At 68.2% G+C, this 24,264-nt stretch carries 30 protein-coding genes and 1 pseudogene; 11 read left to right on the top strand and 20 right to left on the bottom strand.

Annotated features, from left to right (window positions below; genetic code table 11):
• A pseudogene (locus QAA18_RS04865) lies at positions 1-403 on the bottom strand (16S rRNA methyltransferase); the annotation flags it as partial.
• Between the two features lie 105 nt (positions 404-508).
• Here QAA18_RS04865 and QAA18_RS04870 point away from each other — a divergent pair.
• Together QAA18_RS04870 and QAA18_RS04875 are read left to right on the top strand one after the other, a co-directional pair.
• The gene (locus QAA18_RS04870; RefSeq protein ID WP_279411481.1) at positions 509-784 is read left to right on the top strand and encodes a hypothetical protein; all 276 of its coding nucleotides are present in this window, start codon (positions 509-511) and stop codon (positions 782-784) included.
• A complete protein-coding gene (locus tag QAA18_RS04875; protein WP_279411483.1) occupies positions 781-1,131 on the top strand; it encodes a DUF3247 family protein in 351 nt (116 codons plus the stop codon). The genes QAA18_RS04870 and QAA18_RS04875 overlap by 4 nt, the downstream gene beginning before the upstream one ends.
• A 5-nt stretch (positions 1,132-1,136) precedes the next feature.
• Here the strand turns inward: QAA18_RS04875 and QAA18_RS04880 are convergent, their stop codons facing one another.
• Genes QAA18_RS04880 through QAA18_RS04895 form a run of 4 tightly spaced genes read right to left on the bottom strand, consistent with a single transcriptional unit; the run spans position 1,137 to position 3,649 of the window.
• Positions 1,137-1,517 carry a hypothetical protein gene (locus tag QAA18_RS04880; protein ID WP_279411484.1) on the bottom strand — a complete coding sequence of 127 codons (381 nt, stop codon included), beginning with the start codon at positions 1,515-1,517 and terminating at the stop codon, positions 1,137-1,139.
• Positions 1,514-2,044 carry a sigma-70 family RNA polymerase sigma factor gene (locus QAA18_RS04885; protein ID WP_279411485.1) on the bottom strand — a complete coding sequence of 177 codons (531 nt, stop codon included), beginning with the start codon at positions 2,042-2,044 and terminating at the stop codon, positions 1,514-1,516. The genes QAA18_RS04880 and QAA18_RS04885 overlap by 4 nt, the downstream gene beginning before the upstream one ends.
• Positions 2,045-2,077: 33 nt before the next feature.
• On the bottom strand, positions 2,078-2,404 hold the full coding sequence (locus tag QAA18_RS04890; RefSeq protein WP_279411487.1) for a hypothetical protein: 327 nt from the start codon (positions 2,402-2,404) through the stop codon (positions 2,078-2,080).
• A gap of 48 nt (positions 2,405-2,452) precedes the next feature.
• Positions 2,453-3,649, bottom strand: a complete 1,197-nt coding sequence (locus QAA18_RS04895) for an EAL domain-containing protein (RefSeq protein WP_279411489.1) — start codon at positions 3,647-3,649, stop codon at positions 2,453-2,455.
• Positions 3,650-3,673: 24 nt separating this feature from the next.
• Between QAA18_RS04895 and QAA18_RS04900 the strand changes: the two genes are divergently transcribed.
• Positions 3,674-3,940: a DUF3297 family protein gene (locus tag QAA18_RS04900; protein WP_279411492.1), complete on the top strand. Its 267-nt coding sequence runs from the start codon at positions 3,674-3,676 to the stop codon at positions 3,938-3,940.
• Positions 3,941-3,947: 7 nt separating this feature from the next.
• Positions 3,948-4,232, top strand: coding sequence for a DUF4031 domain-containing protein (locus tag QAA18_RS04905; protein ID WP_279411493.1), 285 nt, complete (start codon positions 3,948-3,950; stop codon positions 4,230-4,232).
• Here QAA18_RS04905 and QAA18_RS04910 read toward each other — a convergent pair.
• Positions 4,229-5,281 (bottom strand): diguanylate cyclase, encoded by a 1,053-nt coding sequence (locus tag QAA18_RS04910; protein ID WP_279411494.1) that lies wholly within the window; start codon positions 5,279-5,281, stop codon positions 4,229-4,231. The two genes, QAA18_RS04905 and QAA18_RS04910, sit on opposite strands and share 4 nt — an antisense overlap.
• 123 nt (positions 5,282-5,404) lie before the next feature.
• On the opposite strand from QAA18_RS04910, the gene QAA18_RS04915 reads away from it, so the two are divergent.
• Positions 5,405-6,361 (top strand): DNA ligase, encoded by a 957-nt coding sequence (locus QAA18_RS04915; RefSeq protein ID WP_279411496.1) that lies wholly within the window; start codon positions 5,405-5,407, stop codon positions 6,359-6,361.
• On the opposite strand, the gene QAA18_RS04920 is transcribed toward QAA18_RS04915, so the two are convergent.
• A complete protein-coding gene (locus tag QAA18_RS04920) occupies positions 6,300-7,388 on the bottom strand; it encodes a PAS domain-containing sensor histidine kinase (RefSeq protein ID WP_279411498.1) in 1,089 nt (362 codons plus the stop codon). The two genes, QAA18_RS04915 and QAA18_RS04920, sit on opposite strands and share 62 nt — an antisense overlap.
• 65 nt (positions 7,389-7,453) lie before the next feature.
• On the opposite strand from QAA18_RS04920, the gene QAA18_RS04925 reads away from it, so the two are divergent.
• Positions 7,454-7,828 (top strand): hypothetical protein, encoded by a 375-nt coding sequence (locus QAA18_RS04925; protein WP_279411500.1) that lies wholly within the window; start codon positions 7,454-7,456, stop codon positions 7,826-7,828.
• Positions 7,829-7,889: 61 nt separating this feature from the next.
• Positions 7,890-8,924 carry a diguanylate cyclase gene (locus QAA18_RS04930; protein WP_279411502.1) on the top strand — a complete coding sequence of 345 codons (1,035 nt, stop codon included), beginning with the start codon at positions 7,890-7,892 and terminating at the stop codon, positions 8,922-8,924.
• Here QAA18_RS04930 and QAA18_RS04935 read toward each other — a convergent pair.
• The 5 genes from QAA18_RS04935 to msrB are packed head-to-tail and all read right to left on the bottom strand — an operon-like array spanning position 8,890 to position 11,894.
• Positions 8,890-9,315 (bottom strand): hypothetical protein, encoded by a 426-nt coding sequence (locus tag QAA18_RS04935; RefSeq protein ID WP_279411503.1) that lies wholly within the window; start codon positions 9,313-9,315, stop codon positions 8,890-8,892. The two genes, QAA18_RS04930 and QAA18_RS04935, sit on opposite strands and share 35 nt — an antisense overlap.
• Positions 9,312-9,956 carry a DUF5671 domain-containing protein gene (locus tag QAA18_RS04940; protein WP_279411505.1) on the bottom strand — a complete coding sequence of 215 codons (645 nt, stop codon included), beginning with the start codon at positions 9,954-9,956 and terminating at the stop codon, positions 9,312-9,314. Before QAA18_RS04940 ends, QAA18_RS04935 begins: the two co-directional genes overlap by 4 nt.
• 4 nt (positions 9,957-9,960) lie before the next feature.
• Positions 9,961-10,899, bottom strand: a complete 939-nt coding sequence (locus tag QAA18_RS04945; protein ID WP_279411507.1) for an OmpA family protein — start codon at positions 10,897-10,899, stop codon at positions 9,961-9,963.
• Positions 10,900-10,944: 45 nt separating this feature from the next.
• Complete coding sequence (msrA, locus tag QAA18_RS04950) at positions 10,945-11,445, bottom strand: peptide-methionine (S)-S-oxide reductase MsrA (protein ID WP_279411509.1); 501 nt, start codon at positions 11,443-11,445, stop codon at positions 10,945-10,947.
• Entirely contained in the window at positions 11,442-11,894 is a 453-nt protein-coding gene (gene msrB, locus QAA18_RS04955; protein WP_279411511.1) for a peptide-methionine (R)-S-oxide reductase MsrB, read from the bottom strand. The genes msrA and msrB overlap by 4 nt, the downstream gene beginning before the upstream one ends.
• Positions 11,895-11,955: 61 nt before the next feature.
• Between msrB and QAA18_RS04960 the strand changes: the two genes are divergently transcribed.
• Entirely contained in the window at positions 11,956-12,936 is a 981-nt protein-coding gene (locus QAA18_RS04960; RefSeq protein WP_279411513.1) for a mechanosensitive ion channel domain-containing protein, read from the top strand.
• On the opposite strand, the gene mddA is transcribed toward QAA18_RS04960, so the two are convergent.
• The 4 genes from mddA to QAA18_RS04980 form a co-directional block, all read right to left on the bottom strand.
• Positions 12,924-13,691 carry a methanethiol S-methyltransferase gene (gene mddA / locus QAA18_RS04965; RefSeq protein ID WP_279411516.1) on the bottom strand — a complete coding sequence of 256 codons (768 nt, stop codon included), beginning with the start codon at positions 13,689-13,691 and terminating at the stop codon, positions 12,924-12,926. The genes QAA18_RS04960 and mddA overlap by 13 nt on opposite strands.
• A gap of 114 nt (positions 13,692-13,805) precedes the next feature.
• On the bottom strand, positions 13,806-14,885 hold the full coding sequence (locus QAA18_RS04970) for an alpha/beta fold hydrolase (protein ID WP_279411518.1): 1,080 nt from the start codon (positions 14,883-14,885) through the stop codon (positions 13,806-13,808).
• Complete coding sequence (locus tag QAA18_RS04975; RefSeq protein ID WP_279411519.1) at positions 14,882-16,600, bottom strand: DUF885 domain-containing protein; 1,719 nt, start codon at positions 16,598-16,600, stop codon at positions 14,882-14,884. The genes QAA18_RS04970 and QAA18_RS04975 overlap by 4 nt, the downstream gene beginning before the upstream one ends.
• A gap of 62 nt (positions 16,601-16,662) precedes the next feature.
• Complete coding sequence (locus tag QAA18_RS04980; protein WP_279411520.1) at positions 16,663-17,397, bottom strand: hypothetical protein; 735 nt, start codon at positions 17,395-17,397, stop codon at positions 16,663-16,665.
• A gap of 104 nt (positions 17,398-17,501) precedes the next feature.
• On the opposite strand from QAA18_RS04980, the gene QAA18_RS04985 reads away from it, so the two are divergent.
• The gene (locus tag QAA18_RS04985) at positions 17,502-18,563 is read left to right on the top strand and encodes a transcriptional regulator (protein ID WP_279411521.1); all 1,062 of its coding nucleotides are present in this window, start codon (positions 17,502-17,504) and stop codon (positions 18,561-18,563) included.
• 14 nt (positions 18,564-18,577) lie between these two features.
• Here the strand turns inward: QAA18_RS04985 and QAA18_RS04990 are convergent, their stop codons facing one another.
• From QAA18_RS04990 to QAA18_RS05000, 3 genes are read right to left on the bottom strand one after another with little or no spacing between them, the layout of a single operon-like run.
• A complete protein-coding gene (locus QAA18_RS04990) occupies positions 18,578-19,072 on the bottom strand; it encodes a PH domain-containing protein (RefSeq protein ID WP_279411524.1) in 495 nt (164 codons plus the stop codon).
• Between the two features lie 14 nt (positions 19,073-19,086).
• On the bottom strand, positions 19,087-20,091 hold the full coding sequence (locus QAA18_RS04995; protein ID WP_279411525.1) for a hypothetical protein: 1,005 nt from the start codon (positions 20,089-20,091) through the stop codon (positions 19,087-19,089).
• On the bottom strand, positions 20,088-21,119 hold the full coding sequence (locus tag QAA18_RS05000; RefSeq protein WP_279411527.1) for a hypothetical protein: 1,032 nt from the start codon (positions 21,117-21,119) through the stop codon (positions 20,088-20,090). The genes QAA18_RS04995 and QAA18_RS05000 overlap by 4 nt, the downstream gene beginning before the upstream one ends.
• Positions 21,120-21,250: 131 nt before the next feature.
• Here QAA18_RS05000 and QAA18_RS05005 point away from each other — a divergent pair, with 131 nt between their 5' ends.
• Complete coding sequence (locus tag QAA18_RS05005) at positions 21,251-22,588, top strand: APC family permease (protein ID WP_279411528.1); 1,338 nt, start codon at positions 21,251-21,253, stop codon at positions 22,586-22,588.
• On the opposite strand, the gene QAA18_RS05010 is transcribed toward QAA18_RS05005, so the two are convergent.
• The gene (locus QAA18_RS05010) at positions 22,554-23,750 is read right to left on the bottom strand and encodes a HAMP domain-containing sensor histidine kinase (protein ID WP_279411531.1); all 1,197 of its coding nucleotides are present in this window, start codon (positions 23,748-23,750) and stop codon (positions 22,554-22,556) included. The genes QAA18_RS05005 and QAA18_RS05010 overlap by 35 nt on opposite strands.
• A 76-nt stretch (positions 23,751-23,826) precedes the next feature.
• Here QAA18_RS05010 and QAA18_RS05015 point away from each other — a divergent pair, with 76 nt between their 5' ends.
• The gene (locus QAA18_RS05015) at positions 23,827-23,979 is read left to right on the top strand and encodes a hypothetical protein (protein ID WP_279411532.1); all 153 of its coding nucleotides are present in this window, start codon (positions 23,827-23,829) and stop codon (positions 23,977-23,979) included.
• The last annotated feature ends 285 nt before the right edge of the window (positions 23,980-24,264 follow it).

Here is a 24,264-nt window from a genome sequence, read left to right on the forward strand (position 1 = left end):
GTGCCTCCAGCGGGGCGGTCCAGAAGACGCGGCAGTGGTTCTTGGTCAGCACGTTCAGCGGGCCGGCCAGGCGCGCCAGGTCCGCTTCGCCGGACTTGGCCCCTTCCTTGTTCGGCATGCAGGCCACCAGCACCCCGCCCGGCGCCAGGCGTGCCAGCGCGCGTGCGAATTGCGCGCGCGCCTGGTCGCGCTGCCGCGGGGGCAGCAACAGGACCAGCGGATACCGGGTCGCAGAGTCGGAGTCGTCCGGCTCGATGCGCAGTCCGGGCAAGGGCTGTGCGTGCAACGGCCAGCCATCGCGGCCGCCGATGAAAAGCGCGCCACCTTCCCGCGGCCACGCCAATCCGCCGCCGGCGAACGGCAGCAGCAGGGTCTCCAGTGCGGGATCGGTGCGCGTACTCACCAGGCGATTCTACGGAGCCGCGCTACGGAACCCTAACGCCGGCTTTATGCCGCCTCAACATCGCAACGCCGAGGATGGGGGCCACACCACAGCGAGGGGGTTGCCATGCGGGCATTGTTCGTGGGCGGTACGGTCGACAACAGCGAGCTGGACCTGGCCGTGGACCAGCCGCCGACACACTACCCGGAGAACACGGGTTCGGGCCTGGCGCGGTACCAGTTGCACCACGTGGGCAGTCGCGACGGTGGCATCGCCTACGCCGTGTACGCGGCACCCGACCTGGCCGACGAGGAAGTGGAGCGCATCGCGCGCGAACGCGACTACGCACGCCGCTTCGACGCCGAACCCGTCCCCGCGTCCGAATGGGCATCGCCTGCATGAGCCGCGATGCGCCGCGGGTCTACGCTGATCCGGTCGCGATCGCGCGCCTGGAGAAGGTGGCGGTGCAACTGCCCCAGGACGCCCGCGTGGAAGTGGAACTCGACGACGGCAGCCGCCTGCGCGGCATGGTCAGCATGACGCCGACGGTGCAGTCGTTCTTCGACCCGGACGGCAACGAGGGCCTCAACGGCGTCGCCCGGATCGAGTGCGAAGCCGACGGCGCGGCGACCGGCCAAAGCCAATACCTGTGGCTGGATACCATCGGCAACGTCGAGCAGCTGCCCAATCCGACGCCGCCGGAACGCTCCACGCGCGTGCCGCCGGACCCGAACGCCCCGGCGACCTGAGCCGGTTACCTGGCCGTTCGCGGCTGCCCGGCGCGGCCCATCAGCCAGGTCAACGCGATGCAGGCCAGCATTGCCGCCACCCAGTTGAGCGTCGACGCGTCGACGGGCACCGGCAACGAACCGAAGGCGGGCAGCCATTCCCGTCCGTAGACCACGGTCACCACCACCGCGGCCAGCCCGAAGACCGCCACGAGCGCGCGCACCAGCCAGCGCTCGATCGCCGGATCGGCCGCGCGCTCCCGGGCGAGCACTGCAACGCTGCGGGCGAAATCCGCCGGGGGCCCGGCATCGGGTTCGCGTCGCAGCGCCAGGTCGATGTGGCGGTCGATGCGGGTGCTGGGGTCGTGGGTACCGACGTCGTGGGTACCGATGTCGTGCGGATTCATGCGGCGGCTCCTATCCGGGGTTCCAGCAACTCGCGCAGGCGCTTGCGGCTGCGGAACAGGTGGCTCTTGATGGTGCCCTCGGCGAGCCCGGTGATGCGTGAAATCTCGCCGATCGGGATTTCGTCGAGGTGGTACAGGGTCAGCAGCGTGCGCTGCAGCGGCGGCAGGGCCTCGATGGCCGCGTGCAGCAGTCGCGCGACTTCGTCGTCGGCGGTCGCCGCTTCCAGGTCGAAATCGTCGCCTATGCGCTCGTAAAGCGGCGCTTCCTCGTCGCCGGATTCGACCAGCGCGATGCGCTTGCGCTCCAGGTGCCGGCGCGCGACCGAGTACGCGACCTGGCCGATCCAGGACTTCAGCGGCGCGTCGAAGCGGTACTGGTGCAGGTTGCGGTGCACGCGCAGGAAGGCTTCCTGGCACAGCTCGCGCGTGTCCTCCGGGTGCCGGACCATGCGCTGCACGATGTGCCAGCACAGGCCCTGGTACTGGCGCACCAGGCGCTCGAACGCGCCCGGCACGTTACCGAGCACGTCCGCGACCAGCTTGCGGTCTTCGTCCAGGGGTCAGCCCTGCTTGCGGGCGATGAACCAGTAGGCCAGGTTGCCGATGCCGGTGGCGCCGAGCAGGATCGCCAGCACGCCCGGGGTGAGCTCGTCCCAGTTGCCGGCGTCGACCAGGGCGAAGCCGATCGCCAGCGCGACCAGGGTCACGCCCCAGCGCAGCGAGCCGTGGCGGCGATGCTGTTCTTCGCCGGCGAGCATGGCGCGCACCAGGTCGTCGGAACCGTTGGATTCGATGAAGCGCGGGCGCACGCGTGCGTCGACGACCGCCTTGATGGTGGAGGCGATACAGATGAAGAGGACGATCGGGATGAGGAATTCGAGCTGCATGTCGTTGCTCCGGTGGTGGGCGTTCGGAACAAGGGATACGGCCGGGCCTCAGGCGGTTGCAGCTTCCTCGCCGGTCCGGGCGGCCGCGCCGGAAAGGACCTCCTCCGCCGGGGCGGCCTTGCCGATCAGGTAGCCCTGGGCGTACTCGACCCCCATCGCCCGCAGGCGGTCCAGCTGCTCGCGGGTCTCGACGCCCTCGCAGATGACCTTGGCGCCGATGGCGTGGGCCATGTTGACGATGGCCTCGACCATCGCCATCGCGCGTTCGCTGTCGAACATGTGGCGGGCGAAGGCCTGGTCGACCTTGATGAACTCGAAGTCCAGGGAGTGCAGGTGGGTCAGGTTGGAATAGCCGGTGCCGAAGTCGTCCAGGGCAAACGGCAGGCCCTGCTCGCGGCAGTGCTTCATCACCGCGGCCACGGGCGCGTAGTCCAGCATCCGGCTCTCGGTGACCTCGAGCTTGAGCGCGCCGGCCGGCAGCTTCGCGCGTTCGGCGCGGGCCACGATCTGGCGGGCCATGCCGGGCTCCACCAACTGCCGTGCCGACAGGTTCACCGCGATGCTGGGCAGCGGGTCGGCGCCGTCGTCGCGCAGCGCCTGCAGCACGCCGATCACCTTGTCGAGCACGTATTCGCCGACCGGCACGATCAGCGAGGTTTCCTCGGCGAGCTGGATGAACTGCGCCGGCGACACCGGGCCGCTGCCCGGCAGGTCCCAGCGCACCAGCGCTTCGTAGCCGGCGACGCGGGCGGCGGCGATGTCGTAGATGGGCTGGTAGCGGACCTCGAGCTCGCCGCTGGAGAGCGCGTCGCGCAGCTGCGCTTCCAGGCGGATCTTGTCGATGCCCAGGCGCTCGACCGGGTCGTCGCAGGGCACGTCCTCGGAGGGCATTTCGGCATCGGCCGGCAGGCTCGCGACCAAGCCGCGGATGCGCTGCAGCAGGCTGTCGACCAGGGTGCGCAGGATGGGATCGCCGGCCTGCAGGCGCTCCATGAACTGTTCGCGTTCGATCGCCAGCAGCACGCTGTCGGCGCGGGCGGTGGCGGTGGCGCTGCGCGGCGCCCCGTCGAGCAGGCCGAGCTCGCCGATCAGTTCGCCGGCGCCGAGCACGCCATGACGGGTAGTGCGCCGCCCGTGCACCGAGACCAGCTCGACCTGGCCGCTCTCGATCAGCCAGGCGCAATCGGTCGGGTCGCCCTGCCGGTAGAGCACCTCGCCTGCGAACAGTTCGCGCCGGATCGCCATGGGCGGCTACGTTATCATGGCGCCATGAGCAACGAACTTCCCGACCGCCTGTCCCTGGACCCCCGCAGCCCGCACCACGATGCCGCCCTGCTCGAGCGCGGCGTGGGCATCCGTTTCAACGGTACCGAGCGCACCAACGTCGAGGAATACTGCATCAGCGAGGGCTGGATCCGGGTCGTGGCCGGCAAGTCCCTGGACCGCCGCGGCAACCCGATGACGATGAAGCTCAAGGGCACCGTCGAGCCCTACCTCATGGATGCCGGCAGCAGCGACGGCGGCGACGCCGGCTGAACCCGCCATGGCGGTCTACGTCGACGATGCCGTGACCTTGTGGCGCGGCCATCGCTGGGCGCACCTGATGGCCGACACCCTGGCCGAACTGCACGACATGGCCGGCCGCCTGGGCATCCCGCGCCGCGCCTTCCAGGACAAGACCAGCGGCGCCCACTACGACGTCGATGCGGACCTGCGCGAGCGGGCGATCGCCCTGGGCGCGATCGCGATCTCGCGCCACCGCGACCGGGAACTGGTGCGTGCGGTGATTCGCCGCGCCAAGGCCCAGGGCCGGCACGAGGCGCCCTAACCCTCGACCGCCACCACCTGGTTGCGCCCGCCGGCCTTGGCCGCGTACAGCGCGCGGTCGGCCGCGGCGACCAGGCGCGCAGGCTCGGTGTCCAGGTCCGGCCAGAGCGCGGCGACACCGATGCTGACGGTCAGGTGCCCGGCCACCGGCGACGACGGGTGCGCCATCGACGCATCCTCGATCCGCAGGCGGATGCGTTCGGCGATCGTGCGCGCCTGTGCCAGGTCGCGACCGGGCAACATCACCATGATCTCCTCGCCGCCGAAACGCGCCACCAATTCGCCCTCGGCGATTCGGCTGCACAGTCGCGCGAGCTCGCGCAGGCATTCGTCGCCGTACAAGTGCCCGCAGGCGTCGTTGAGCATCTTGAAATGGTCGGCGTCGACCAGCAGCAGGGCCAGCGGCTTGCGTTCCCGCGCCATCTGCTTCCACTCGGCGGCCAGCTGGCGGTCGAACAGGCGGCGGTTGCCGATGCCGGTCAGGCCGTCGCTCATCGACAGCGCTTCGAGCTTGCGGTTGGCTTCCTCCAGCTCCGCCGCAAGCCGCGCGAGGTGGATCGCCCCCGCCACCTGGTCGGCGATGGCGTCGAACATGTCGCGTACCTGCCCGTCGAACAGGTCGGACCGCGTGCTCTCGATGTTGAGCACGCCGTGCAGGCGGTCGCGATGGCGGATCGGCACCAGGTATTCGGAGCGCACCGCCGCATTGCCGGGCACGTAGTCCGGATCGCTGTCGACATCCACGATCAGCTGCGGCGTGCCCATCCGGACGCAGCGACCGGCAGCGCCCATGGTCACCGGCCAACCGCTGGCCAGCGCCGGCGGGCTGAGGTCGAGTTCGCCGGACCAGACTTCCTGCACGAAAGTGGTGCCGCCCTCGTCGAGCAGGATGATGCTGGCGATCGCTACCGGCAGGTTGCGCACCAGGCAATCGCAGATGTGCTGCAGCACTTCGTCCAGGCCGTCGCCCTGCAGCGCCTCGCGCGACACCTGGGCGAGGATCGCGGTCAGCGCTGCTTCGTGGCCTTGTGCTGCTCCCTCGCTACCCATCGTCGTTCACGCCGGCGGTACGAGCCGAGTCTAACGCCGCCGCCTGCGCGGCCGGGGAAAAACCCGCACCGGGCGCGGGATTTCCCTACAGATCCCGCGCCTGGCCTCCTCGATGCTGCTGCCATGCGCCCGAACCCGCCAATGCCCAACTGGCTGCTCGCCTGCCTCGCCGCCTGCCTGCTGGCCGCCTGGCCGCCACCGGCCGCCGGCACGGACGGGGCAGCCGCGCACCAGCCGCCGGCGGTGATGCTGCCGATGGTGCTGGAGGACGGCACCGGGATCGACGTATCGCAGTACCTGGTCAGCGAGAAGCTCGATGGCGTGCGCGGGCGCTGGGACGGGCATCGCCTGTGGACGCGCGGCGGTCTCCCGGTTGCGGCGCCGGCCTGGTTCACGGCCGGCTGGCCACCGGTGCCGATGGACGGCGAGTTGTGGATCGGCCGCGGCCAGTTCGAAGCGGCCAGCTCCATCGTCCGCGGCGCGCCCGGCAACGATGCCGAGTGGCGCCGGATGCGCTTCATGGTCTTCGACCTGCCCGATGATGGCGCGGTCTTCGCGCAACGCGCCCGCCGCATCGGCGAGTTGACGGCCTCGGCCGGCGTGCCGTGGCTGCGCGCGGTGGAACAGTTCGAAGTGCCCGACCGCATCGCGCTGGATGCGCGCCTGGCCGCGACCGCGGCGGCGGGCGGCGAAGGCCTGGTGCTGCACCGCCGCGATGCGCACTACCGCGCCGGGCGCAGCGGCGACCTGCTCAAGTACAAGCCCTACCGGGACGCCGAGGCATGCGTGGTCGGGCACACGCCAGGGCGCGGCAAGTACGCCGGGATGCTCGGGGCGCTGGTGGTGGAACGCGACGACGGCCTGCGCTTCCGCATCGGCACCGGCTTCAGCGACGCACAACGCGCCGATCCGCCGCCGCCGGGCAGCGTGGTCACGTATCGCTACAACGGGCTGGGCAGCAACGGCGTGCCGCGGTTCGCACGCTTCCTGCACGTGCGTCACCTGCTACCGCCGCCGGTCAATCCACCAGGGGCAGGCGCACCACGAACTCCGCGCCCTTGCCGGGAACGCCCGCGCTGAAAACGCTGGTCTCGCCGCCGTGGAGGGCGACGAGCTGCTGCACAAGGCTCAGCCCCACGCCCAGGCCCGCGGCCATGCTGTCCGGCTGCGAGTCGCCCTGCACGAACAGGTTGAAGATGTCCTCGAGTCGGTTGGCGGGAATGCCGGGGCCGTTGTCGCGCACCGACACTTCCGCGTTCGATCCGTCCCGGCGCAGCTCGACGACGATGGAACCGCCGTTGGGCGTGAACTTGACCGCGTTGTTGAGCAGGTTGCTGAACACCTGCAGCAGGCGCGCGCGGTCGCCGTTCACCCAGGTGTAGCCCGGCGCCATGTCCAGGCGCAGCAGATGGTCGCGGCGCATCGCTTCGGGCTCGGCCATTTCCACCGCGCCAGCGACGACGCGCGCCAGGTCCATGCGCGCGGTGGACAAGCGGATCTTGCCGCTGGTGATGCGGCCGACGTCGAGCAGGTCGTCCACCAGCCGGGTGAGCTGCGTCACCTGGCGGTCGATGATGTCGCGGCAACGCTTGACGTTCTCCGACGCGATGTCTTCCAGCTTCATCACCGACACCGCGTTGGCGATCGGCGCCAGCGGGTTGCGCAGTTCGTGGCCGAGCATCGCCAGGAACGTGGTCATGCGCCGGCCTTCGTCCTCCAGCGCCTTGACCCGGCGCTGGTCGGTCAGGTCGCGGGTGATCTTGGCGAAGCCCAGGTGGGTGCCATCGGGCTCGAACAGCGCGGTGATGGTGACGCTCGCCCAGAAGCGGCTGCCGTCCTTGCGCACGCGCCAGCCTTCGTCCTGCACGCGGCCCTCGGCCAGCGCGAGCTCCAGTTCCCGCGCCGGCCAGCTGCTGGCGACGACCTCGTCGGGATAGAACACCGAGAAGTGCTTGCCGACGATCTCGTCGGTCTCGTAGCCCTTGATCAGCTTGGCGCCCGCGTTCCAGGTGCTGACGCGGCCCTGCGTGTCGAGCATGAAGATCGCGTAGTCGCGAACGTTCTCCACGAGCAGGCGGAAATGTTGTTCCGAGATCGGCGTCATCATGAATCGTTCAGCCTCGGCGGGGGTCCTTCACGCGGTCAGCGAGTATCGCGCACTACCGTCGCCACATGCGATCCCCCCTGCCCCTGCTGCTGTGCATGACCCTGCTGGCGCCCGCCTGCCTGGCCCAGTCGCGCCCCGGCGATGCCGTCGCCGCGGATGCAGGCGAACAGGCGCCCGCGGCAGATGCCCCGCGCAGCGCGATGGGCCGGGTGATGGGCATCATGATCGAGGCACTGCGCCAGGAAGCCATGCGCGGCGCGCAGACCGATGCGGGCGACGCCCCACACACCGGCCCGAACAGCGGCCAAACCCTGGACATCGAAGTCGGCGACGCATTCCGGCTGCAGCCTCCGGCGCAGGCATCGGTGCGCTCCGGATGCGACGTTCAGCCATGTGATCGAGATTCCGTGCCGAACCTGCGGATTGCGTCACAGAAGTAGCGTGCGCTCCAGCGTTTTCGCTCACCGCGCCTTACGCATTGCGCCGCTAGCCTGACCCGGCATGGCGTCCTCCCCGCGCCCCCACCGCGTCGACCATGCGTCGACGCAGACCCTTGCGAGCGAGCTGGCAAAAGCGCGCCGCGAACTCGCGTCCGCACGCGAGGCCCTGCAGCGCAGCGAGAGCGCCCTGGCCGCGATCGCCGACGGCATCGTCGTCACCGACCTGCAGGGCCGCATCACCAGCCTCAACCCGGTCGCCTGCCACCTGACGGGATGGACCCAGGCCGAGGCGATGTCGCGGCCGCTGTCCGAAGTCGTGCGGATCATCGACACCCACGGCGACATGATCGACCTGCTCGGCGACGGCTTCGGCAACGGCAACGACGACACCGGTTCGCTGGTGCGCCTGGACGGCCACGTGATCCTGGTCGACGGCACAGTGGCGCAGATCCACGACCCGCAGCGCCGCCAGGTCGGCAACATCGTGACCTTCCGCAACGTCACCGCGGCCACGCGCATGGCCCGCGAGCTGTCCTACCACGCCAACCACGACGCGCTGACCGGCCTGCTCAACCGCCGCGTGCTGGAGGCGCGCCTGGGCCGGGCGCTGGACAGCGCAGACGAACTCGACTGCCGCCACGCCCTGCTCTACTTCGACCTGGACCACTTCAAGGCGATCAACGACAGCGCCGGCCATGTCGCCGGCGACGAACTCCTGCGCCAGCTTTCGCTGCTGCTGCGCCGCCAGCTGCGCGAGCACGACACCCTGGCGCGCATGGGCGGCGACGAGTTCGCCGTGTTGCTGGAGAACTGCGGCAGCGCGCGCGCCAACACCGTGGCGGAGAAAATCCGCGACACGGTCGGCGCGTTCGAGTTCACCTGGGAAGGCCGCGTCCACCGCACCGGCGCCAGCGTGGGCCAGGTCGAATTCAACGGCCACGGCCTGTCCGCGCGCGACGTGATCGAGGCCGCCGACCGCATGTGCTACGCGGCCAAGTCGGCCGGTCGAGGGCGCATCGCCGCCTGCACCGTGCAGGGCATCGACCCCACGCGTCCCGCCGCTACTTCCGTGGGGGGCTGGCGACCTCGCGGTTGAAGCACTGGCGCCCGGCGCCGTGCTTCCACGCGTCGACCACCGGGCCATACGGCGTGTCGGCGGCGGTGTCGGTGGTGAACTCCGCGCACAGCCTGTAGCTGCGCTCGCCCAGCACTTCGTAGCCGTACGGCGTGCCGCTGGCCGGATCGCCCGGCGCCAGGTTCCAGCCGGGCATTTCCGCCCGCAGTGCCGCCATGTCGGCCGGCAGCGCCTTGTGCCCGGCATGGTAGACCCCGATCGCGTTCTCGAGCTGCTGCAGGTCCTGCACGCGACGCGCATCCAGGCGCTGTTCGCGCTGCTGCGGCGGCGAATCCAGGACCGCGATCGCGGCCACCAGCGTGGCACCAACGACCAGCGACGCGATCACCGAAAGACGGCGGCCCGGACTCATGGCTGCTTCTCCTCGCGGCGCAGGTCGGACAGGTAGTAGCCGAAGATCGAGCCGGCGATGGCGCCCACCACGAACACCTTGAGCAGGAAGCGCGCGCCCAGTTCGCCGCCGAGCACGTTGTACAGCAGCGTGATCAGGTCGCCGATAACGATGCCGGCGGCCAGGAACAGGGTCACGTAGGTGAGCCAGCGGCGGACCGCGGACTGGCGCTTGGTCGGGCTGCGTGCCAGCTCCTTGCCCAGCAGGTTGGCCACGTACAGGAACACCGGGAAGGCGACCGCCAGCGACGCCACGCCCCAGCGCATCGACGAGGCCGCGTGCGTCGCCCGCCAGGCCGGATCGGCCGGATCCGGGAACGCGCGGTTGATCAGGTCGAACAGCAGGCTGCCCAGGTGGTAGGCGCTGATGTACAGCGTCGCGAACAGGACCAGGTACAGGAAGGCTTCCCGGGCGGACAGGTAGGGGCGCGGTTTGGGTACCGGCACCGGGAACGAAACGTCGGCGTAGGCATCGAGCGCATCGACGGCCTGCTCTTCCGGCCAGCCCGCCGCCGTCAGCGCCGCCAGCACCGACTGCTTGGATTCGCCTCGCGACAGTGCCGCATGGACGAACTGCTCGAGTTCCCGCGTCGCGACGCCCATGGCGCTACAGCCTCACCAGTTCGACGCGGCGGTTCTTCGCGCGCCCTTCCTCGGTGTCGTTGCCGGCCACCGGCTTGTCCTGGCCAAAGCCCTTCGACTGCAGCCGCGCCGGATCCACGCCCAGGCCGACGAGCGCACCGAGCACGCTGCGCGCGCGTGCGGTCGACAACTCCTGGTTGTGCGCGGCGTCGCCGGTGTTGTCGGTATGGCCCTCGATCGACAGGCGCAGACCCGGTTCGCCTTCGAGCAGCTTTGCGATCTGCTCGACCAGCGGCTGCGCATCCGGGCGCAGCGTCGCCTTGTCGACATCGAAGTTGACCTGCAGCGCCACCCGGCCGTCGGCGTCGAGCGCCTGCTTCATCGCGGCGGCATCGAGGAAGCCCAGCGAACGCGCCATCGCCTTGCGCTCGAGCACCACCACGTAACCGTGCAGCGGGATCGCGCCGGAGCTGATGTCGATCCAGTACTCCTTGTCCGCGGTGCGCAGCAGGTAGCTGTCGTGGCGATAGCCCGGCACCGCGACCGCGCCGTACTGGTTCTGCTCGATCACCGCGCGGCCGCCCGCGGCCTTGGCCACGTCAGGCGTGTACTGCACGGTGTTGATCTTCACCCCGCCGAGTTCGGCGATGGCGTCCTGGTAATTGCGGTGGAATTCCAGGGCGGTGTAGGGCCGCGCCTTGTTGGCCAGGTTGAACTTGTCGTGGAAGATCCGGCCCTCGACCAGCACGGCCTTGTCGCCAGCCAGGAAGTACTGGCCGTCGTAAGGCACCTCGTGCTCGCCCTCGCGAACCGCGCTGGCCAGGCCGTCGGGCGCCTTGAAGAACGGGAACGGCGGCAGCGCCGCCGTCGTCACCGGCACGCTGCCGGGGTCGAAGTCCTGCGCGCCCGCGGGCGCCGCCATCAGCATCACCAGCACCACCGACAACACCAGCCTCATGCGCATCGCGGACTCCTCCATGGAATGGCTGGCGGCTAGCCTACCCCAGGATCAGGTCTTGCGCGGCAGCTTCCAGTCCGGACGGACGTAGTGGCAGGTATAGCCGGTGGGATAGCGCTGCAGGTAGTCCTGGTGCTCGGGTTCGGCTTCCCAGAAGTCGCCCGCCGGGGCGACCTCGGTGACCAGCTTGCCCGGCCACAGGCCCGAGGCCTCGACGTCGACGATGGTCTCCAGCGCCGTGGCCTGCTGCTCTGGCGTGGTGTAGTAGATCGCCGAGCGGTACGAGGTACCGACGTCGTTGCCCTGCCGGTTCTCGGTGGTCGGGTCGTGGATCTGGAAGAAGAATTCGAGCAGGTCGCGGTACCCGATGCGTTCGGGGTCGAACACGATCTCAACCGCCTCGGCATGCGTGCCATGGTTGCGGTAGGTCGCGTCGGGAACGTCGCCGCCGCTGTAGCCCACGCGCGTGGACACCACGCCGTCCATCTTGCGCAGCAGGTCCTGCACGCCCCAGAAGCAGCCGCCGGCAAGGATCGCGCGCTCGGTGCTCATGGCCGCTCCTCCACCTGGTCCAGGTACGCGCCATAGCCTTCGGCCTCCATGCGATCGCGCGGCACGAAGCGCAGCGACGCCGAGTTGATGCAGTAGCGCAGCCCACCGCGGTCGCGCGGACCGTCCTCGAACACGTGGCCCAGGTGGCTGTCGCCATGCGCGGAGCGCACCTCGGTCCGGATCATCCCGTGCGAACCGTCGCGCAGTTCCTTGATGTGCGCCGGGACCAGCGGCCGGGTGAAGCTCGGCCAGCCGCAATGCGCGTCGAACTTGTCCGACGAGGCGAACAACGGCTCGCCCGAGACGATGTCGACGTAGATGCCGGGCTCGTGGTTGTGCAGGTATTCGCCGGTGCCGGGGCGCTCGGTGCCGCTTTCCTGGGTCACGCGATACTGCTCGGACGTGAGCCGGGCGATCGCATCGGGATCCTTCCTGTAGGTATTCGTCATGTCGTGATCCTGCCGTGGGGTGGCCACGCCATGCTAACGCCGCGGCAGGCACCATGGCGTCATGACAGGCATCGCGAACCTGCCGGAAGGCGCCGTGGGCCACGCGCTCGTCATCCTCCTGCTGCTGCTCGCCGTGTGGCTGGGCGTGCGCGCGATCCGCGCCATGGAGCGCCGCGTCGCGCGCGAGAACCCGCTGGACGTGGCCGACAACCTGCATGCGCGCAAGATCCTGACCCAGGCCCGCGTGGTCAGCGGCGTCGCCCAGGGCCTGGTGGTCCTGGTGGGCGTGGCGCTGGCGTTGATGACGTTCCCCGGCATCCGCCAGATCGGCGCCACGCTGCTCGCTTCGGCAGGACTCATCGGCCTGGTGGCGGGCATCGCCGCCAAGCCCGTGTTCGGCAACCTGATCGCCGGACTGCAGATCGCGCTCGCCCAGCCGATCCGCCTGGACGACGTGGTCATCGTCGAGGGCGAATGGGGCCGCATCGAGGAGATCAACCGCACCTATGTCGTGGTGCGCGTCTGGGACGAGCGGCGCCTGGTGGTGCCGCTGCAGTGGTTCATCGAGCATCCGTTCCAGAACTGGACGCGCACGACCTCGCAGCTGCTCGGCACCGCGTTCCTGTGGCTGGATTACCGCACCCCGATGCAGGACGTGCGCGAGGCGCTGCAGCGCATCTGCGAGAGCGACGAACGCTGGGACCGGCGGGTATGCGTGGCCCAGGTCACCGAGACCGCCGAGACCACCATCCAGGTGCGCCTGCTGGTGAGCGCGCGCAACTCCGGCGAACTGTTCGACCTGCGCTGCGCGGTGCGCGAACGGATGATCGACTACCTCAGCCATGCGCATCCGGAATCGTTGCCGCGGATGCGCGTGGACATGGGCCGGCAGGCGCCCGAGGCGGTGGCCGCGGTTCCGCAGCCCGAAGCGCTGGACGCGCTGGAGGCGGGCTCGGCGCAGGTCGCCGAGAGCACCGCCTCACCGGGCGCCGAGGACGTGAACGACGCCGATGCCCCGGCACGCGAACATCAGGCTTCCTGAGGCTTGCGCCGCGCCGCCTTGCGCCGGCCGAACGGCAGCAGCATCGGCACCTGGCGCTGGTATTCGCGATAGGTATCGCCGTAGATCGCGATCAGGTCGCGTTCCTCCAGGAATTTCACCGCGACCAGGATGTAGCCGGTGGTGGCGATCGCGAACAGCAGGTGCCCCACGCTCATCGTCGGCGCGGACCAGAACGCGACCAGGAAGCCGAGCATCAGCGGATGGCGCACGACCCGGTAGAACGCGCGCGCCACGAACGGCACGTGCGGGTCGGGGCGGCGGCCCGTGGCATGGAACCATGCCTGGCGCAGGCCGAACAGGTCGAAGTGGTTGATCAGGAAGGTGCTGTACAGCAACAGCAGCCAGCCCGACGCGCACAGCGCGTAAATGGCGATCCGCGCGGCTTCGGCTTCGACGTGCCAGACCACCTGCGGCAGCGAGCGCCACTGCCACATCAGCAGGGCGAGCACCAGCGTGCTGGCCAGCACGTAGGTGGCGCGCTCGACCGGCTCGGGGACGATCTGCTTCCACCAGCGCTTGAAGCCGGGGCGGGCCATGCCGCTGTGCTGCACGGCGAACAGCAGCAGCAGCGCGACGTCGATGCCGATGGCCACCGGCAGCGCGGCGGCGGGGCCGTTGTCGATATGGCGGGGGACGATGTCCAGGCCGGCAACGAAGGCGATGGCGTACAGGAACGTCACCAGGAAAAAGACATAGCAGCCCGCGGCGTAGGCGAGCGAGAGCAGACGGAACATTCGGGAAGGTCCTGGGGGAAAACGGTGGCGGCAGGGTGGAACGCCGAAGCCGCCGCGCCAATGGGAACCTTGTCCCGGTTCGCCGGATCCGATCGGGACAAATGTCCCGGTCGGTCAGCCGGCGCCGTCGCCTCCCGACTGCCGGTGCCAGGCCACGATCGCCTCGGCCCGGCTGCGCACGCCCAGCTTCCGGTACAGGTTGGAGACGTGGTTGCGCACGGTCTTCTCCGCCACGCCCAGCTCGTACGCGATCTGCGCATTGCTGCGGCCTTCGCACAACAGGCGCAGCGCAGCGCGCTCGCGGCCGGTGAGCTGTGCAGCGCTGATGTCGGCCTGCGGTCGCGCGGCCTTCGGCGCCACGCCGGTGAACTCCAGCACCGCCGCCTGGAACTCGCGCCATGCCGGCTCGTCCTCGAGCAGCACGTGGTTGTCCGAGCGCAACTGCACGAAGCTGGCACCGGGGATCCCGCTGGCCAGCGCCCGCCCCTGCGCCAGCGGCGCGACCTGGTCGCGGTCCGAATGCAGCACCAGGGTAGGCACGCGGACCTTGGCCAGTTCCTCGCGCACGTCGATCTCGCCGCGCGCGCGCAGCAACTGGATCGCATTGGCCTGGGAAGTCGTGCGCCGGCACAGCTCGTTGAACCAGGCGAGCTGCTCGGGCGTGCCGTTGGGCACGAAGCGCGTGGTGAACAGCTGGCGGAACGAAGGATTGTCCACGCCCCAGCCCAGGCCGACGACGTGCATCACCGCCTTGTACAGCTCGCGCCGCCGTGGATCCTCGCTGCGGTTTCCGCCCACCGCGTAGCCGCCGTACAGCACCAGGTGCGAGACGCGCTCGGGATGGCGCACTGCATAGCGTATGGCGGTGCTCGCGCCCTGGCTGATGCCCAGCAGCACCATCGGCTCATCGACGTGCGCCGCGTCCACCACCTGTTCCAGGTCGCCAAGCCAGTGCGATGCGTCCAGGTCGCCGGTGTTCCAGTCCGACATGCCGCAGCCGCGCTCGTCGTAGCGCACGGCACGGAAATGGCCGCCCAGGAAACGCAGCCAGTGCGCCCAAACCGGGCTTTCCATGTCGTATTGCAAGTGCGTCATCCACGTCGCCGCGCGCACCAGCGGCTTGCCGCGGCCGATCTCGGACCAGGCCAGCTGGACCCCGTCGTCGCCGCGCACGTAGCCGACGCGCTGTCTCACGGGCCGGCCTTCTGCCCGGCGATGAACCTGGACACTTCCTGCTCCAGCACCGGCAGCGGCACCGCGCCCAGGGCGAGGATGGTGTCGTGGAAGCGCTTCTGGTCGAAACGCGCGCCCAGCTCGCGTTCGGCTTCCGCGCGCAGGTCGCGCAGCGTGCGATAGCCGATGTAGTAGGACAGCGCCTGGCCCGGCCAGGAAATGTAGCGGTCGACCTCGTTCTCGATGTCGAGCTGCGCCAGTGCCGTGTGGCTGGCTAGGTAGTCGATCGCCTGCTGCCGCGTCCAGCCCTTCGAATGCAGGCCGGTGTCGATCACCAAGCGCGCCGCGCGCCACATTTCCATGGTCAGGCGGCCGAAGTCCTGGTACGGCGTCTCGTACACGCCCATCTGCGTGCCCAGCCATTCCGAGTACAGGCCCCAGCCCTCGCCGTAGCCGGAGAAATAGAGGTTCTGCCTGAATTCCGGCCGCTCCGGCGCCTCCAGCGCCAGCGCAGCCTGCAGGCTGTGGCCGGGCGCGCACTCGTGCAGCACCAGCGCCGGGATGTTGTACAGCGGCCGCGACGGCAAGTCGTAGGTGTTGAACAGGCACGCGTCGAGCCCGCCGCGCGCCGAGGTGTAGTTGGGCGCGATGTCGTCCGGCACCGGGATGATGGTGAAGCGGTAGCGCGGCAGCGTGCCCAGCGTGTACTTGAGCTGGCCGTCGATCTTCTTGGCGATCCATGCCGCCGTGGCCATGAGTTCCCGTGGCGTCTTCGCGTAGAAGCGCGGATCGGTACGCAGGAACGCGAGGAACTCCTGGAACGTGCCCTCGAAGCCCGCGCGCTTCATCACTTCGCGCATTTCCGCTTCGATCCGCGCGACTTCGGCCAGGCCCATCGCGTGGATCTGTTCAGCGGTCATGTCCAGGGTGACGTACTCGCGGATCTGCGACTGGTAGAACGCCGCGCCGTCGGGCAGGTCGCTGGCCGAAGTGGTGATGCGCGTGTTCGGCAGGTAGTCCTCGCGCAGGTAGGCCAGCAGCTTGCGGTAGGCCGGCACCACCCGTTCGAGCACCACCTTGTGGCCTTCGGCCTGCAGCGCCGCGCGCACGTCCGCCGGGATGGTCTCGGGCATGGCGTCGAACGTGGCCAGGAACGGATTGCCCTCCGCGACCACGTACGGTTCCAGCGTGCGCTCGCGTCCCTGCACCGAGATGCGCGGCACGCTCCAGCCGCGCGCCAGGCCGCGCTCCATGTTGGCGATGTTCTCGTCGAAGTAGCGCGGCAGGTCCTCGAGTCGGCCGATGAAGGCGCGCCAGTCGGCGACGTCGCGGTACGGCTGCGACGGATTGAGGTAGCTCCAGAAGAAGCTGTCGCTGTTGAACGGCGCTTCGTAAGTGCGCCACTTCGCGTTGTTGTACTGCGCCTCGATGTCGGCGCGGAACACCGCCGCGTTCACCTGCTCTTCGTGCGGCAGTGATGCGACGTCGATCGCGTCGAGCTGCTCCAGCACCTGCTTCCAGTAAGCCGCGCGACGATCCCAGGCTTCCGGCGTCACCGAAGGGAAGCGGTCGCCCGACTTCCACTCGCCGTCGTCGGTCTGGTAACCAAACTCGTGCTGGCGCCACTGCCATTCCTGCGTATACAGCGTCTTGAGCGCGTTGCCGGATTGCGCGCACGCAAGGGACGGCAAGGTGCTGCCGAGGACGATGGCAAGAATGAGGAACAACGCTCTCATGGGATTCTCCGTGCGGACGGGCGCAGCATAGCCCGGCCGGCCCGCAGCCTCGAAACTCCGGGTCAGGTCTCGGCGTCGGCGCCCAGCAGCAACAGGGCGGCGGCTGCGGCCGCCAGCCAGCTGCGTTGCGCGGCAGCGACGCCATCGGCCATGTGCACGTGGCCGGCGTTGAGCATGTCCACCACCATCACCACCTTGCCGTCGCGCAGCACCTCGAAGCCGTTGACGCCGTACGCGGGGATGGAGGTTCCCTCGTAACGATGCAGGCTGCGTACCTCATGGTCGCCCCACGGCGACTCGAGCCGGCCGTGCAATTGCGTGCCGTGTCGGGCGAGCGCGAGCACCATCGCATCGGCGACGTCGTCGACATCGACGCTTCGCAGGCCACAGCCCAGGACCGGTCCGCGCAGCGCGGTGAGGTCCAGCTCGGTGCGCGAGTCCACCCGGCCGGTCACCGTGTCGTGGCCCACGGCCCGGGAGCGCACCGCACATTGCACCTCGACCGGCATTTCACCGGGCGCTTCCAGGCTGAAGGCGTAGTCCCGGCTGCTGCCGGCGATGTCGATGCGGCCCACGGGCACGGCCCAGGAGAACGTGCCGCCGTCCTCCGGCTCGAGCGCGCTGTAAGGCCCGAACCGCAACGTTTCGCCGTAGCTGCGCGGGGAATGTCCCGAGACCGGCCATGCCGCGGCGCCGGCAGCGAAGCCCTCGGGCATCTGCAGCCGCACCGGTGCGCAGGCGGCCAGCAGGCAGGCCAGGCCGGCACCCATCACGCTCATCAAGATCACTTGTCGCATGGCCGGCTCCCGAGGCGCAGGCGTGGAAGATATTGCGTGTACGCAGGCCGCGGTAGCTACCGGCCGGTGCCGTTCAGCGCGCAGAAAGGCTAGGCTTGTCGCACATGCCAGGCCCCTCCCACCGCTTCGCCGACTTCGTCCTCGACCCGGCCCAGCGCCAGCTCTGGCGCGGTGGCGAGCGGGTCGAGCTCAATGCCCGCTACTTCGACGCCCTGGCCCTGCTGGTCCGAGAGCCGGGACGGTTGGTGAGCAAGGACCGATTCCTGGACGAAGTCTGGAACGGCGTGCCGGTAACCGAGGAAGCGCTGACCCAGTGCATCCGCACCTTGCGCCGATCACTGGGAGACAACGCCTCGGATCCGATTTTCATCGAGACGGTGCCCAAGCATGGCTACCGCTTCATCGCGCCGGTGACGGCGGCGGATGGGGATAAAGCGAGTGCAGCAACACCCGCTTCCGGATGGAACTGGCGCAGCGCCCTGCTGCTAGCCGCCGCCGGCACCACCGGCGCGGGCGTGGCCGGCGTCCTCGGCGGGCTGTTCTACGGTTTCGCGGGCGCCACCCAACCGCTCGCGCCCGGCATGGGCGCGGTCTCGATGCTGCTGGTGATGGTGTGTTTGACCATCGTCGCCGCGGTCGCTGGCGGCGCTGGCGTCAGCCTGGGCATCGCCGCATCGACGCTGCTGCCCGGATCTCACTGGCGCTGGACGATCCTGGGTGGCGCCATCGGCGGCATGTTCGTCGGCACGGTGGTGAAACTGCTCGGCCTGGACGCCTTCAACCTGCTGCTCGGGCGTTCGCCCGGCGACATCACCGGCGGCGCCGAAGGCCTGGTGCTCGGTGCAGCGGTCGGCTTCGGCGTGTGGTTCGGGGCACGCGGCGGCACTCCACCATGGACAGGGCGCAGCGTCACCGGCGCGGCGATCGCCGGCGTGGTCGCCGGCATCGCCATTCCGCTCGCTGGCGGCCGCCTGATGGGCGGCAGCCTGCAACTGCTGGCGAACACCTTCGAAGGTTCGCGCTTGCAGCTGGACCGGATCGGCGCACTGTTCGGCGAAACCGCCTTCGGCCCCATCAGCCAGGCCGTTACCGGCGCGATGGAAGGTGCCTTGTTCGCCGCCTGCATCGTCGCAGCGATGGCCTGGCTCGGGCCGTCACGCGATTGAAGGTTGCGCGAGATTCAGGGCCTTTCGATCGCGGTGATCAGCGCCGCAGGATCTTCCGGCGTCAGGACGATATCGAAGCCTCCCGACGTCGGGATGTAGACGCGGTTCGCTTTGCCGGTTATCGCCGCGAACACGCGTTTGGAGCCGTTGGTGGTAAACCATCCCAAACTCAATCCGGGCCACCCCAACCCATTGGTCCTCCACCGGAGCCTGAAGGGATCGTCCGCCGGCAGCAATCGCACATTGCGTGCATCGATTTGCGCCAATGGCATCCTGACCTTGTAGAACATTCCGCCTGCAATGAGATTCCCATCGGTTACGACGATCCGTACCGATCCGATGAGCGCCAGCACTACACCGAAGACAACAATGGCAAGCGCGACCGGCACGGCTCGAAATCCCTTGTCCATACCCAGGACGACCGACGCCACGACAGCCAGGGCCATCAGGACCAATGCACCGATGGATTTCCAGTTCAGTGCGCCTATAGCGAAAACCTGCGTATCCATGCTTCCCATCGCGTCTACACACCGATCATTCTATAAGCATAAAGGGACATCGCCTCCGCGAGGCGGCCAACGCCATCTTCGGAGATGTCCAGGATGCCTGCGCCCTTCATCGCGGAGACAATGGCAACGCTCTCGGCCAGGATCAACTCCCGCGCCCCGTGCGCGAGAATCTCCTTGTCCCCGGTAAGCGCGGCCAATCTCGTGGCACGTTCATAGTTCTTGACGAGATTCGGGTCGGCCTCTGCTAGCCGGCCAAAACTCGTGCCGGGGAAATTCGCCACAAGCGGTCCGCCGATCACCCATCCTGCCGTGTACACCCAGAGAACCGCGGCGGCTGCCACCGTAACTACGACAAGAGCGATTGATACGACGACCAATGCGATCGATGGCGATCCTTCGAGCTCGGATGACATCAGCTTGTAGGTAATCGCCAGATCGTCTTCCGAGGCGCCACACCCCGATGCCGAAAGGATCGCAAGGAAAGCTTCGCGGTCTGCAGTCGGGATCCTATCGATGTTGGACAACAGCAGATCGCGAATCTCGTCCGCATTCTTGGCCAAGGTCTTCTCGAGTTCTTTCTGGAGAAAACTCGCATCGAACCCAAGAACTCCCGTTGTCTTGAGATGCTGCATGAACGCAACATGATCCTTCCTGGTAATTGCGTCGCGCGCAGCGGGACTAGACAAGGCCACGACAAGCTTGACCGTCTCGTCTTCCAGCGTCCCGTCCGAATGATCCAACCCGTGCATCTCCAGGTACTTGGCGGGAGATTCGGCAAATGCCCTGCTTTCTTCAGGTGAATTGAGCACGCCAACAACGACCGACGACACCCCTTTCAGCTTGGCCCAGAATCGCGGTGGCAAGCCGGAGCGGGCAAGCGGAAGCACAAGCTTTTCCCCCAGATCATTGCAACCTGGAGACACGCTGCCCGGCGTTCCAAACAACCGGGTCCCCGCTGATACGTTTCCTGCGAGTACCGGCGCAACCAACGCCGCCTTGATGAACTTCCTCCGCTTCATTTGGACATCTCCCTTGCGTTGGAGGCCTGGATTCCATCCACGGCCTGTTTGATCGCGAAACGGGTCATTACCTCTTCGACATATGACGGGAACAACGCAACAATCTTTTCCCTTATTTCTGGAGTCTTGTGCAGGATCGCGCAAGCCTGACATCCGTGTACAACGCCCTCCAAGTAGGTTCCAGCGGCATCCCCCATGACCTTTTCGATAATGGAATAGGGGCCGTCCATGCGGATCCAGTACTTCATGAAATCATCTGCCTGGGCGCGGTACAGCGAACCCATGTTGCTGCCGTCGTTCTTGCCGAGGCGCATTTCCGGAATATGCTCCAAGGTGAGTCCGCAACACGCGGACAGATTGTCGTGCGGCGTCAAGACAACATTCTCGAAAACCTGCGAGCACCCCTTGCGAAGCAAGGCGATGTCGGCTTCCTGCCGTCGAACGGGAGCGTCGTCGTGGAATGGCATCCAGAAGTTGTTGACGATCCTGAAGCGCCTGTCATCCAGGAGCCGCTTGATACGCGCGTTCCCCCTGAGCGACAGATAACAGTCGCTTTCGGATGTGTCCGTCTCGACCGTGACCAGGACTTCGATGCCACTCCCGATCGCCGCCTCGGCTGCATTGATGATGCTGTCTTCTGGTACGAACTCCTGATGGTCCCGCCCGGTGCTCAAGTTCAGCTCCCCAAGACCGGCCTCCTTCAGTTCCGCGCAGACCCGGATAGCTCGCTCCAGGCGCTTGGCCCACGAGCCGTTGGAGACGATCCTGGTCTTGAGTCCGAGCGCTGTTGCATGCGCTACGCTCCGGGTCAGCTCCTCCTTCAGGAGAAATGCTTCCCCGCCGCTGAAGACGACGAGTCCCAACTCGCGGAACTCATTTTTCGCCTCGGAAATGCGCGCCCGGATCACCTCGCCTTCCAGGCCACCCTTGATGGCTGGGCTGGACTCGAAGCAACATTGCTTGCAGGCAGCCGTGCACTGGTATGTGCACAGCACGGTGATGCTCTTGGGTTCGATCAGGCATTCCATTGCCATACTCCATTTGATGTCGCCAGCACATTGCATGCCGGCTCGCCGAATATAGCGATCGGCCGACCCCGATTTCAAGCGTCATTTGACCCTTGGGGCAACGCCCGCCCCGCCGTGCTAGCTTGCGGCTGATGACGACCCCGTCGCCGGCCCAGCCCAACCCGTCCCAGCCCGCCCTGCGCCGTGCCGTCGGCCGCTGGCAGCTGTTCGGCCTGTCGATCAACGACGTCGTCGGCAGCGGCATCTACCTGTTGCCCGCCGCAGCGGCTGCATTGCTGGGACCGGCGAGCCTGTGGGGCATCCTGCTGGCCGGCCTGGCGGTGAGCCTGCTGGTGCTGTGCTACGCGCAGGCAGCCAGCTACTTCGATACGCCCGGCGGCAGTTATCTCTACGCGCGCGAGGCGTTCGGGCCGCTGGTCGGCTTCGAGATCGGCTGGATGCTGGTGCTCACGCGCATCGCCAGTGCCGCCGCGCTGAGCAACGGCCTGGCCGAGGCGGTGACGCATTTCTGGCCCGGCGCGGCAAGCGGCGGAGCCCGGGTCGCGATCGTGACCGCGTCGATCGCCTTCCTGATCGCGATCAACATCCTCGGCGTGCGCGCCGCCGCGCGCACCGGCGTGCTGCTGGCGATCGCCAAGATGCTGCCGCTGCTGATGTTCATCGCCATCGGTGCGATGTACGTGGACATGTCGCAGGCCGCGGTGCTGGCCGCCGACATTCCGCTGGCCGACCTGGGCGAGGCGGCCTTGCTGCTGCTGTTCGCCTACGCCGGGTTCGAGAACCTGCCGGCGGCCGCCGGCGAATATCGCAACCCGCGTCGCGACGTGCCGTTCGCGATGCTGGCGATGATCGCCACGGTCACGGCGGTGTACGTCGCGGTGCAATGGGTCGCGCTGGGCACCTTGCCAGGTCTGGCGCAGTCGCAGACGCCGCTGGCCGAAGCCGCCTCGCTGTTCAGCGGAAGCTGGCTGGTGTGGGTGCTCACGGTGGGCGCGGCGGTGTCGATCCTGGGCACGACCGGCAACACCATGATGCTCGGGCCGCGCTATTTGCTCGCGCTGGCCAACGACGGTTTCGGCCCGCGTTCGATGACCCGCATCCATCCGCGTTTCCGCACGCCGGTGACCGCGATCATGGTGATCGGCGTGCTGTCGCTGGTGCTGGCATTGAGCGGATCGTTCGTGCAGCTGGCGCTGCTGTCGGTGGTGGCGCGGCTGGTGACTTACGTCAGCACCGCCCTATCGGCGGTGGTGCTGCAGCGCCGCCATGGTCAACGCGAGGGCTCGCTGCGCTTGCCCGGCGGCGCGGTGATTCCGGTGGCCGCGACGGTGCTGTCGCTTGGCCTGCTGGCCAGCGCCAGCGTGCACAACCTGGTCGCCGGTGCCGTGGCACTGGTGGCCGGCGCGCTGATCTACCGATTCTGGCGCCGCGACCTCACGGCATCGATAGCCGCGGCAGATCGATCGTGAAGACGCATCCGCGGCCCGGTAGATCCCGGGCGCGGAGGTGGCCGCCATTGGCTTCTACGCTGCGGCGCGCGATCGCCAACCCCAGTCCCAGGCCCGACCTGTCCTCGTCGGCCTGGACAAAGGGCATGAAGAGCGCCTCGACGTCGCCGCCCGGCAGGCCGCCGCACTCGTCCTTGACCTCGACCAGGATGCGATCGGCCGCGGCATAGGCCTGCAACCGCACCTCGGTGCCCGGGCGGGTGTACTTGAATGCGTTCTGGAGCAGATTGCCGACGGCCGAGAACAACAGGTCGCGATCGGCATCGACCGCCAGTTCCGGGTCCACTTCCGCGACGCGCAACGTGCAGCCCTTCACCGATGCCTCCAGGTCCGCGGCGGATTTGAGTTCGCCGATGAAGCTGGCGAGCGAGAACACTTTCTGGCGCACATCCACGCCGGCATTCATCCGCACTTCCGACAGCGACCGGTCGATGAGATTGCGCAGGTTCACCAGGCTGCGGTCGAGCACGGCGCCGGTTGCGCTGTTCACGCCGACGTTGCCCGTCTTCATCACCATCAGCGCCAGGGTGGCGGTGCTGAGGTGATTGCGCAGTTCGTGGGCGAAATAACCCAGGTGCTCCTTGAAGGCAATGGCCTGGCGATCGGCGACGACGAAGTCGCGCTGGTAGGTATATTCGGTAATCGCGTTCGCAATGGCGTTGTCGAGGCACCGGTTGAGGGTGCGGAACTCCTCCATCGTGAATGGAGAATCCTGCTCGAGCGCCAGTCCGGTGATCGATTGGCACAGATCGCCGTAGTCGTGGACCAACTCTTCCACGGTGAAGCCGTTCTCCAGCAGTTCGCGCCCGTGCGCGGCAGCCGACTTGCCCATTTCGGACAGCACCGGCTGGCCGCCGCCACTGGGACCGGACACCTCGCGGCTGCGCAGCGGTTCGACGCCTTCCTCGACCTGCAGCGTCTTGATCAACTGGTCGAGGAACACGGTGATGCCGTGGTCGAGCTCGATGGCGAGCGGCCCGGGCAAGGCGCGCAAGGCGACCTTGGCCCGGCAGCGGGCGATGAGCTCGCTCCGGTGATCGGTGAGGAAGCGATGCAACATGGCCGGCAGTTTACTCGCGCTGCCGGCGACCGTCGTCACATGAATGGCCGTGGCGGGTTTCACCACACCTTACCCACCGCCCCGGTACGGTGGCCTTGCGATGTGGAACCCGCATTCCTTCGGTTCCCGGAGAAACACCATGAACAACGACACCGACAACAAGACCGGCCAGAACAAGAACCCGAACCAGGACGGCGCGCAGAAGGATGGCGACAAGAGCAAGGAGGCCGCGCCGGGCAAGGACCAGGGCACCGGCAGGACCGAACCCGGCACCGGGAACGAAAGGAAGTAGTCCCCGGCGTTTCCAGGGATGGATGCAACGACAGCGCCGCCCTCGGGCGGCGCTGTCACATGGGGCATTGCCGCATGGCGCTAGCGGCGGCGCGCAGGGGCATACCGGTCAAGCGATCGCCGCCGCCATTCGCCCGCGGGACCGGCGGAGGACCAGCGCGGCGCTACGGCCGGCCGACACGACGCCACCGCCACCGCGGCAATCGGTGGCCAACCGACGCGAAGCGGTGTTACGCGGCGGACTTGCACGGGACAGGTCGCCAGGGCGGACAGGAAGTGCCTGGCG

The sequence above is a fragment of the Luteimonas sp. 8-5 genome (assembly GCF_029763755.1).
GTDB lineage: Bacteria > Pseudomonadota > Gammaproteobacteria > Xanthomonadales > Xanthomonadaceae > Cognatiluteimonas.